Origin of the sequence: Malikia sp. (genome assembly GCF_028687635.1) — a bacterium.
Taxonomy (GTDB): Bacteria; Pseudomonadota; Gammaproteobacteria; order Burkholderiales; family Burkholderiaceae_C; genus Malikia.
In genome coordinates this window covers 37,448-46,918 of record NZ_JAQTZS010000022.1, presented here as the reverse complement: position 1 = coordinate 46,918, position 9,471 = coordinate 37,448, and the positions used below count along the sequence as shown (strand labels likewise).

The following is a 9,471-nucleotide window of genomic DNA, read 5'->3' as shown; positions in this document are numbered from 1 at the left end:
CGCGCACCCGATGCATCACTTGCGCGAAATCCAGCGTCTTGCCCTTGACCACTCCAGCCATGACAGCCTCTGTCAGAAGTCTCTACGCCTCCAGTTTGCTCTCGTTCGGCCAAATTGAGAATTGCTGGGAAACCCCCACGATACGCCGGTTGGCACACATGCTCCTCCCCTATTTCGGAGGGCAACTTCGGGCATCAGAAAGTTGCACATCGCGTGAAGCTCCGACCTCGGCCAGCGGCCTTCATCGGCCCTGGGCTGTCGACAACCCGGCTGCGGCCGGGTTCGTTTTTGGGGCGCGGCCGGCGTCGCGCAGGTCCTCTTTCGCGCGCTGGTGATAATCGGGCCATGAACACGAGATGGAAACCCAGCGTCACGGTCGCCGCGATCATCGAACGCGACGGCCGCTACCTGCTGGTCGAAGAACACACCCCGGAGGGCCTGCGGCTGAACAACCCGGCCGGCCACCTCGACCCTGGCGAAAGCCCGGTGCAGGGCTGCCGGCGCGAGACGCTGGAGGAAACCACGCACGCCTTCGAGCCCGAGGCGCTGGTCGGCATCTACCTGGCGCGCTCGGTGCTGCCAGGCGATGCCGGCGACGTGACCTATATGCGCTTCGCCTTCTGCGGCCAACTTGGCGACCCGGTTCCCGGCGCCGAGCTCGACTCGGGCATCGTGCGCACGCTCTGGCTGACGCCCGACGAGCTGCGCGCCAGCCGCGCGCGGCACCGCAGCCCGCTGGTGCTGCAGTGCATCGAGGACCACCTGGCAGGGCGCCGCTATCCGCTCGAACTGATCCACACCGACCCGTCGGTCACCGCATAAAGGAAACCCGATGGCCATCAAGTCCACCATCTTCAAGGCGAACCTGCAGATCGCCGACATCGACCACGGCTACTACGCCGACCACGGCCTGACGCTGGCGCGCCACCCGAGCGAGACCGACCAGCGCATGATGGTGCGGCTGGTCGCGCTCGCGCTCAACGCGCACGAGCTGCAGGATATCTGCGGCGGCGACGGCACCCTGGCCTTCGGCGCCGGCCTGTCCGACGTGACCGACCCGGACGTGCACCTGACCGACTTCACCGGCCGCAAGCGGCTCTGGATCGAGGTTGGCCAGCCCGAGGACAAGCCGCTGCTGAAGGCCTGCAGCCAGGCCGACGCGGTGCGGCTCTATGTCTACGCCCACCAGGCCGATATCTGGTGGAAGGGCATGGAGAGCAAGCTGAGCCGGCTCGACAAGCTGCAGGTCTGGCGCCTGCCGACCGAGGCGGCGCAGGAGCTCGAAGGTCTAGCCGAGCGCAGCATGCAACTGCAGGCCACGATCCACGACCAGGTGCTCACCTTGAGCAGCGACAAGGGCAGCGTCAGCCTGGAAGCTACGCGCTGGAAGTGAGTCGCCAACCAGGCGCTGAGCCTGGCGCCGGCTCAAGCGCCAGCCAGCGCGAGCGCGGCCAGCGCGGCGATCGCCGCGGTCTCGGCGCGCAGCACGCGCGGCCCCAGCGTCAGCGGCGCGTAGCCCTGCGCCAGCAGGGCCTGCTCCTCCTGCGGCGACAGGCCGCCCTCGGGGCCATGCACCAGCAGCAGCGGCGCGGCCGGATCGGTGGCCGCGACCTGCAGCAGCGGCCTGGAGCCCGGCGCCAGCGACAGCACGCCGCGCAGCAGGCCCTCGGGTGCTGGCTGGCACAGCCAGTCATCGAGCGTACGCACCGGATGGATCAGCGGCACGCGGTTGCCGCCGCACTGCTCGCAGGCCGCGACCGCGACCGCCTGCCAATGCGCCTGCTTCTTGTCGGCGCGCTCAGCCTTAAGACGCAGCACGCTGCGCTCGGTCATCAGCGGCTGGATGCTGGCGACACCGAGCTCGGTCGCCTTCTCGACCAGCCAGTCCATGCGATCGTTGGCCGGCATGCCGACCGCCAGATGCACGGCGCGCGCCGGTTCGCGCTCGAGCGCCTGGTGCGCGCCGACCTCGACCTCGACGCTGCTGCGGCCCATCCTGAGCACGGTGGCGTCCCACTCGCCGCCCGCGACCGGATCGCCGAACAGCGTGATGCCGTCGCCTGGCTGCAGGCGCAGCACCTGGACATGGCGCGCGCCCTCGGGCGTGAGTTCGAACCGCAGGTCGGCCTGCAGGGCCTGGGGCTGGTGGATGCGCGGCATCGTTGGACCTCTCAGACCCGACCGTAGGCGAAGCCGGTCGCGACTTCCCAGCCCTCGACCTTGTCGATCAGGCGCAGCAGGGGCCCAAGCTCGCGGTAGCGCAGCGCGGTGCTGCGGAGGTAGTGGATGAAGCGCGGCGCGTCGGCCAGGTACTGGGGCTTGCCGTCGCGCAGCGTCAGGCGCGCGAAGATGCCGGCGACCTTGAGGTGGCGCTGCAGCGCCATCCACTCGACCGCGCGGTAGAAGGCGCCGAAATCCTCGCTCCAGCCGTCGAAGTCGAGCAGGCCGGCCTTGCGCGCGCGCTCCCAGTAGCGGATCGTGATGTCGAGCACGAAATCCTCCTCCCAGCTCAGGAAGGCGTCGCGCGTCAGACAGGCGATGTCATAGGTGATCGGGCCCCAGACCGCGTCCTGGAAGTCGAGCACGCCGAGGCGCCGCGCCGGATCGGCCGGCTCGAAGCCCGCGCGCGGCAACATCAGGTTGCGCGGCATGAAGTCGCGGTGCACCAGCACCTGGGGCGCGGCCAGGTTGCGCTCGACCACCAGCGCGAAGGTCTTGTCCAGCGTCGCGCGCATCGCGTCATCGAGCGCAATGCCCTTGTGCCGGGTCAGGTACCAGTCGGGAAACAGCTGCAGCTCGCGCTGCAGCAGCGCGGCGTCGTAGGCCGGCAGCCAGTCCGGGCGCGCGATGCGCTGCAGGTCCAGCAGCGCGGTGGTCGCATCCTTGAAATAGGGCAAGGCGGCGTCCGGCTGCCTCGGGTCGAGCGCGCTCAGCAGGGTCCGGTCGCCGAGGTCGTCGAGCAGCATGAAACCCTGCGCCTGGTCCCAGTCCAGCACGGCTGGCACGCGCACGCCGGCCTCGCGCAGCAAGGCGGCGACCTGGACGAAGGGGCGGCAGTTTTCCTGCTCGGGCGGAGCGTCCATGATCACGCGCGTGCCACCCTCGGCCGCATCGATGCGGAAATAGCGCCGGAAGCTGGCATCGGCCGAGGCCAGGCGCAGGCTGACCGGCAACAGACCGTGCGCGGCGGCCGCGCGGTCCAGCCAGGCCTCGAAGGCGGCCTGGCGCCGCGGGTCGGTCCAGACAATGGAAGACGGATGGGCGGGATGGGCTTGTGACATGTATAAGCTGGAATCTGGCGCGCCGCAGGCCGGCGCTTGCGACAACGACCCGCGACGCGGGCCTCGTGGTTGACTACTCCCCGGCCTGAAGTGCCGGGGAGTTTATGCTCCCGACGGCGCTCCATTTCGGAGTTCCTTCTGCAAGACGCGCTAGTCCGCGCGCGAGGATGTTCTGGGCGGCGTTGGTATCCCGGTCGTGAACTGTTCCACACGCTTCGCACTGCCATCCCCTTATTCCAAGACCTGCGGCACCTTTCGGTCCCGTGCGGCTTGCACAGCACGAACAGGTCTGGGTGGTATACGCTTCGTTGACTTCCTCGAACCATACGCCTGCGTCATCGCACTTGTACTGCTGCATGGTTCTGAACTGGCTCCAGCCTGCGTCGAGCACGGATTTCGCCATCCGTGTCTGTGCCAGGCCTGAAGCGTTCACGTCGCCAACAAAGATCGCCCCATAGCTGTTGACCAGCCGGGTACTGAGTTTGTGCAAGGCATCTTTGCGACGGTTCGCGACCTTCGCGTGGAGTGCCTTGACACGGTGTTTCTTGCCTGCCCGCTGGGCAGTGGCAAGCTGGGGCTCCAGGTCGCGGTAGAAGCGATGCGCATCGACCGCCTCGCCGTCGCTGGTGGTCAGGAAAGCCTTGAGCCCCAGGTCAATGCCTACAGAGGTGATGGGTTTCGGGGCCGGCGGGCCGACGAGCTCAGGTGTTTTCACGGTCACGTTGAAGTACCAGCGACCGCGACTGTCCTCGCTGAAGGAGCCCGCGCCAAGCTCGTAGTGGCTCAAGCCGTGGGAGTCCCACAGCGACAGCGGCTGGCCGGCGTACCACACCTGCCCGACCTTGTAGCGCACCGCACTGGCCTTGAACGGGATCCAGCCCAGCGAGCGCCGAGCACCGCCTGAGACGCGCCAGCGCAGTTTCACTTTTTTGAACTGCTTGCGGCGCGTCACGTATTCTTCCTGAATGGTTTGCACCGTCTGCGAATGCAAGCCCAGCTCCTTGCCGGCGCCCTTGGTATAGGGCTGCATGTCGTGGGCCGACAGGAAGGCGCGCTGGCGCTCGAAGTGCTTGACCGACAGCTCGTTGCAGAAGCTCCACACGCAGTTGACCGCGCGCGCGTGTTCGAGCAGCAACGCGCTGTGCTTGTCTTTCAAGCGCAGGCGCAAGGTGCGAACCGTGTGCGAAACGTCGGGTTTCATGTTGATCCAAGTATAGTGAACGCCCAACGAACTGACCTCTTGACCCAAAGTATGGATCTGGAGCGCCTTATATCCTCCCCCAAGTCGGGCGCCTTCGGCTCCAGGGCTACCACCCGACCGACTTGGAAGAGGTCTTACGGCGCAGCGGATAATTGTCCAGCTATTCTACGAACGGCGCCGCGCGCCCCATCCAGTACGCCCATCCGTGCCACCAGAGTCCAACACCGCCGCCCCGCTGCAGATACCCCTGCGCCCCCTCAGCGCCGCTGCGCGCAGCGCCCTGCTGCTGGCGGCCGGCGGTGCGCTGCTGGGCCCGGCTGCCGCGCAGTCCAGTGGCGCCGAGCCCGGACTGGCGCTGCAGCCCAGCCTGCAATTGCAGGAGCGTCTGCCCGGCGGCCGCGAGCTGGCGGGACCGACCTTCCTGCTCGGCGACCGCATCGAGGGCCAGACCGACGTGCAGACCCGGGTCGAGGGTCATGCCGAACTGCGCCGCCACGACCTGGTGCTCAAGGCGGATCGGCTCGAACACCAGGTCGCCAACGATACCGTGCACGCCAGCGGCGGGGTGCGCGTCAACCGGCTTGGCAACATCTACCAGGGCAGCGAGCTCAAGCTCAAGCTCGACAGCAACGAAGGGTATTTCCTCCAGCCCCGCTTCACGCTGCTCAAGAACGGCGGGCAGGGCGAGGCGAGCCGGCTGGACTTCCTGGGGCCGAACCAGTCCAGCGCCGAACGCGCCGTCTACTCGACCTGCTCGCGCCCCGATTCGGGCCCCTGGAAGCCCGACTGGTGGCTGTCGGCCAGCCGGATGGAGTTCGACACCGCGACCGATACCGGGACCGCGCACGGCGGCGTGCTGCATTTCAAGGGACTGCCGATACTGGGGGCGCCCTATGTGGAGTTCCCGCTGTCCGACCAGCGGCGCTCGGGACTGCTGCCGCCCAGCCTCAACATCGCGACCCAGAGCGGAATCGAAGTCGCGCTGCCCTACTACCTGAACCTCGCGCCGCGGCGCGACGCGACGCTCACGCCCACGCTGATGAGCAAGCGCGGGGTCGACCTGGGCGGCGAGTTCCGCTACCTCGAATCCGACTTCAGCGGCGAGCTGAGTGGCGCCTACATGCCAGGCGACAAGCTGCGTGACGCCGATCGCTGGAGCGCCTCGATCCAGCACCGGCAAGGCTTTTCCAGCGTACCGGGCATCGACCATCTGGGCTTGAGGTTGAACCTGAACCGGGTCAGCGACGACAACTACTGGCGCGATTTTCCGCGCGCGGGCAAGGGCTTGGGGCTGACACAGCGCCTGCTGCCGAGCGAGGCGGTGCTGAACTGGGGCCGCGGCGACTGGTCGTTCTCGGCCGGCAGCTACAGCTGGCAGACGCTGCAGGATCCCGCTCCGGCGGCCCAGATCGTCGCGCCCTATGACCGCGTGCCTTCGCTGGCGGCGCGCCTGGCTCCGGCCCCCTTCAGTCTGGCCGGCAACCCGGACTGGGAAGGATCGCTGCAGACCGAGCTGACGCGCTTCGCGACCGACCGTACCATCCAGATCGGCGACGGCAAGAGCGCGACGGTGCTCGGTGGCGATCGTGCGCTCGTGCTGGCCCAGCTGAGCAAGACCTGGCAAGCGCCGGGCTGGTTCGTCAAGCCCGGGCTGCAGCTGCACGCACGCCAGTACCAGTTCGACCAGGCGATCGGCAGTGGCCAGTCCAGCCAGGGGCTGGCGTTGCCGACGCTCAGCCTGGACAGCGGCCTGTTCTTCGAACGCGACGCGCGCTTCTTCGGTCGCGATCTGGTGCAGACGCTGGAGCCGCGGCTCTACTACTCGCGCACGCCCTACCGTGAGCAGGGCTACCTGCCGAGCTACGACAACGCCCCGTTCGGCTTCAGCCTGGCGACCGTATACCTGCCCAACCCCTACGCCGGCAACGACCGCATCGCCGACCTCGACGCGCTGACGCTGGGCGCCACCACCCGGCTGCTACAGCCCGAAACCGGCGCCGAGCTGCTGAGCCTGGGGATCGCACAGCGCTACCGCTTCCGCGAACAGCGGGTCACGCTACCCGGCGAATCGACTGTTGCATCCGGCCTGACCGACCTGCTGCTGGGCGCACGCGTGCAATGGACACCGCAATGGTCGGCCAGCGCGGAACTGCAGTACAACCCGGAATCCGGCGAATCGACCCGCAGCACGCTGGGCCTGCGCTATCTGCCGGGACCCTACCGGGTGCTCAACGCCGGCTACCGCGTCAAGCAGCAGTCGCAGCAATCGGCCAGCGATGCCAGCCGCCAGCTCGACCTGGGCTGGCAATGGCCGCTGCAGGCCCTGTTCGGTACGACGCCGGCCGGCGTGGCGGGCCGCGGCCTCGGGCCGCAACAGTGGTACAGCGTGGGCCGGATCAACTACAGTCTGCCCGAAAGCCGGATCGTCGATCTGCTGGCGGGCTTCGAATACGATGCGGGCTGCTGGATCGGCCGGGTCGTGGTCGAGCGGCTGCAAAACAGCACCAGCAGTGCCAACCAGCGCATCATGTTCCAGCTCGAGTTCTCGGATTTCACCCGCATCGGATCGAGCCCGCTGCAGTCCCTGCGCAACAATGTGCCCCGCTATCAATACCTGCGTGAAGAAATCAACCCGCCCAGCCGGTTCGAGCGTTATGAATAAATCCCTTGCACTGGCGACCGCGCTGCTGCTGTCCGGCGGCCTGGCTGTTGCGGCGACCAAGCCACCGGCCAAGACCGTTGCCCAGCCTGCGGTGGTCCCCCAGCCGGTCCAACCCGTCGTGGCTGCCGGCCCGTCGGCGCCTGCGGCAGAGGCCATGCCGGCCGACCATGTCGTCGCGCTGGTCAATTCCGAGCCGATCACCAACCACGAGGTGCACGCCCGCCTCGCGCGACTGCAGCCTCCCACCGGCGGCGCCCAGCAGCCACCACGCGCCGAACTGCTGCCCCAGGTCATGGAGCGGCTGATCCTGGAGCGCGCCATGCTGCAGGCCGCGGCCGAGCAGGGGCTCAGGATCGACGCCGCCACACTGACGCAGGCCGAAGAGAACATCGCGCGCCAGAACGGTCTGAGCGTCGAACAACTGCACGTGCGCCTCAAGGCCACGGGACAGGATGCCGAGGCTTTCCGTGCCGACCTGCGCAACGAGATGCTGCTGCAGCGCTTGCGCGAGCGCGAGGTCGACAACCGGATCAGGATCGGTGAGCCGGAAATCGATGCCTACCTGGCCGAACACCAGAGCCCCGAGCTGGCCGAGATCAACCTGGCCCAGTTGCTGGTCCGGGTGCCCGAGGACTCTGACGACGCCACGGTCGAGCGCCTGCGCCAACGCGCCGAGCAGCTGGCCCAGCGCGCCCGTTCCGGCGCCGACTTCGCCGCGCTGGTGCGCGAGTCCTCCGACGCGGCCGACAAGGCCCGGGGCGGCGAGCTCGGCCTGCGCGGCATCGACCGCTACCCCGGCCTGTTCGTCGACGCCACGCGCTCGCTGCTGCCCGGCCAGGTCGCCGAGGTCGTGCGCAGCGGCGCCGGCTTCCATGTGCTCAAGCTGCTCGACAAGCACAGCGGCGGCCTGTCCGACGCGGTGGTCACCCAGACGCGCGTGCGCCACATCCTGCTGCGCCCGGGTGCCCAGCTGAGCCAGGACGCGGCACTGGCCCGGCTCCAGGAGATGCGCCAGCACATTGCCGCCGGATCGGCCCGCTTCGAGGAGCTGGCACGCCAGCACAGCCAGGACGGTTCGGCCAGCGCCGGCGGTGACCTCGGCTGGGCCCAGCCCGGCATGTTCGTGCCCGAGTTCGAGCAGGTCATGAACCAGCTTGCGCCGGGCCAGCTGTCCGAGCCGCTGGTGTCGCGCTTCGGCGTGCACCTGATCCAGGTGCAGGAACGCCGCCAGGTGCCCCTGAGCGCGCGCGAGCTGCGCGAATGGGTGCGCAACATCCTGCGCGAACAGAAATCCGAACAAGCCTACGAGACCTGGGCGCGCGAGTTGCGCGGCCGGGCTTACATCGAATACCGCGAGCCTCCCCAGTGAACGCACCCCACAAGGCGCGCAAGCGCTTCGGCCAGCATTTCCTGTCCGACCAGTCCATCATCGAAGCCATCGTCGACGCGATCGCCCCCAGGCCCGGCCAGTTCGTGGTCGAGATCGGCCCCGGCCTGGCCGCGCTGACCCAGCCACTGGTCGAACGCCTCGGCCAGCTGACCGTGGTCGAGCTCGACCGCGACCTCGCGGTGCGGCTGCGCGCGCACCCGCAGCTGACCGTGATCGAGTCCGACGTGCTCAAGGTCGACTTCCGCGCGCTGGCGGCCAGCCGGGCGGAACCGATGCGCGTGGTCGGCAACCTGCCCTACAACATCTCGACGCCGATCCTGTTCCACCTGCTCGGCGTCGCCGACGTGGTGCAGGACCAGCATTTCATGCTGCAAAAGGAAGTGATAGACCGGATGGTGGGCCGGCCCTGCACGGCCGACTACAGCCGCCTGAGCGTGATGCTGCAGTGGCGCTACGAGATGGAAAACGTGCTGTTCGTGCCGCCCGAGAGCTTCGACCCGCCGCCGCGCGTCGACAGCGCGATCGTGCGCATGGTGCCGCTGGCGACGCCGCCGCTGCTCGATGCCAGGCTGCTGGAGGAGCTGGTGCAGGTCGCGTTCTCGATGCGGCGCAAGCTGCTGCGCCACAGCCTGGGCCGCTGGCTGGAAGCGCGCGGCTTTGCCGGCCAATTCGACCTGCAGCGCCGCGCCGAGGAGGTGCCGGTGGCCGAGTACGTGGCGCTGGCCCAGGCCTGTGAAGCCGGCCAGAGCAGCTGATCCGGCCTTGGTGCGCAGGTGCGACTTTTCCGGCCCGCCAGACGGACCAAAGGCCCGCTTGCGACGGGCCTTTGGCTGGCGGGATCAGAAGTGGATCGGCCGGGGGGCGACTGAACGAGGCCCTGGCTGCCCGCCAGGAGCCTGGCCGTCAGGCCGCGCTGAGCCAGTAGCCGGCGTTGAAG

The 9,471-nt window shown here is 68.5% G+C and carries 8 protein-coding genes; 5 read left to right on the top strand and 3 right to left on the bottom strand.

Annotated elements, in window-relative coordinates:
• Window positions 1-345: 345 nt before the first annotated feature.
• Together PHR85_RS12005 and PHR85_RS12000 are read left to right on the top strand one after the other, a co-directional pair.
• Window positions 346-822: an NUDIX hydrolase gene (locus PHR85_RS12005; protein ID WP_300054588.1), complete on the top strand. Its 477-nt coding sequence runs from the start codon at window positions 346-348 to the stop codon at window positions 820-822.
• 10 nt (window positions 823-832) lie between these two features.
• Entirely contained in the window at window positions 833-1,393 is a 561-nt protein-coding gene (locus PHR85_RS12000; protein ID WP_300054587.1) for a YaeQ family protein, read from the top strand.
• 32 nt (window positions 1,394-1,425) lie between these two features.
• Here the strand turns inward: PHR85_RS12000 and PHR85_RS11995 are convergent, their stop codons facing one another.
• The 3 genes from PHR85_RS11995 to PHR85_RS11985 form a co-directional block, all read right to left on the bottom strand.
• Window positions 1,426-2,160 carry a 16S rRNA (uracil(1498)-N(3))-methyltransferase gene (locus PHR85_RS11995; protein ID WP_300054585.1) on the bottom strand — a complete coding sequence of 245 codons (735 nt, stop codon included), beginning with the start codon at window positions 2,158-2,160 and terminating at the stop codon, window positions 1,426-1,428.
• A gap of 11 nt (window positions 2,161-2,171) precedes the next feature.
• Window positions 2,172-3,281 (bottom strand): phosphotransferase, encoded by a 1,110-nt coding sequence (locus PHR85_RS11990; protein WP_300054583.1) that lies wholly within the window; start codon window positions 3,279-3,281, stop codon window positions 2,172-2,174.
• A gap of 73 nt (window positions 3,282-3,354) precedes the next feature.
• Window positions 3,355-4,482, bottom strand: a complete 1,128-nt coding sequence (locus tag PHR85_RS11985; protein WP_300054581.1) for a transposase — start codon at window positions 4,480-4,482, stop codon at window positions 3,355-3,357.
• A gap of 205 nt (window positions 4,483-4,687) precedes the next feature.
• Between PHR85_RS11985 and PHR85_RS11980 the strand changes: the two genes are divergently transcribed.
• Genes PHR85_RS11980 through rsmA form a run of 3 tightly spaced genes read left to right on the top strand, consistent with a single transcriptional unit; the run spans window position 4,688 to window position 9,289 of the window.
• Window positions 4,688-7,144, top strand: a complete 2,457-nt coding sequence (locus tag PHR85_RS11980) for an LPS assembly protein LptD (RefSeq protein ID WP_300054579.1) — start codon at window positions 4,688-4,690, stop codon at window positions 7,142-7,144.
• Window positions 7,137-8,513 carry a peptidylprolyl isomerase gene (locus tag PHR85_RS11975; RefSeq protein WP_300054577.1) on the top strand — a complete coding sequence of 459 codons (1,377 nt, stop codon included), beginning with the start codon at window positions 7,137-7,139 and terminating at the stop codon, window positions 8,511-8,513. Before PHR85_RS11980 ends, PHR85_RS11975 begins: the two co-directional genes overlap by 8 nt.
• On the top strand, window positions 8,510-9,289 hold the full coding sequence (rsmA, locus tag PHR85_RS11970) for a 16S rRNA (adenine(1518)-N(6)/adenine(1519)-N(6))-dimethyltransferase RsmA (protein ID WP_300054576.1): 780 nt from the start codon (window positions 8,510-8,512) through the stop codon (window positions 9,287-9,289). The genes PHR85_RS11975 and rsmA overlap by 4 nt, the downstream gene beginning before the upstream one ends.
• The last annotated feature ends 182 nt before the right edge of the window (window positions 9,290-9,471 follow it).

Excerpts from the sequence above, each read along its gene's own strand:
- PHR85_RS12000 (WP_300054587.1), top strand. The coding sequence starts at position 833 with ATGGCCATCAAGTCCACCATCTTCAAGGCGAACCTGCAGATCGCCGAC.
- PHR85_RS11990 (WP_300054583.1), bottom strand. The coding sequence starts at position 3,281 with ATGTCACAAGCCCATCCCGCCCATCCGTCTTCCATTGTCTGGACCGAC.
- PHR85_RS11985 (WP_300054581.1), bottom strand. The coding sequence starts at position 4,482 with ATGAAACCCGACGTTTCGCACACGGTTCGCACCTTGCGCCTGCGCTTG.
- PHR85_RS12005 (WP_300054588.1), top strand. The coding sequence starts at position 346 with ATGAACACGAGATGGAAACCCAGCGTCACGGTCGCCGCGATCATCGAA.
- PHR85_RS11975 (WP_300054577.1), top strand. The coding sequence starts at position 7,137 with ATGAATAAATCCCTTGCACTGGCGACCGCGCTGCTGCTGTCCGGCGGC.
- PHR85_RS11995 (WP_300054585.1), bottom strand. The coding sequence starts at position 2,160 with ATGCCGCGCATCCACCAGCCCCAGGCCCTGCAGGCCGACCTGCGGTTC.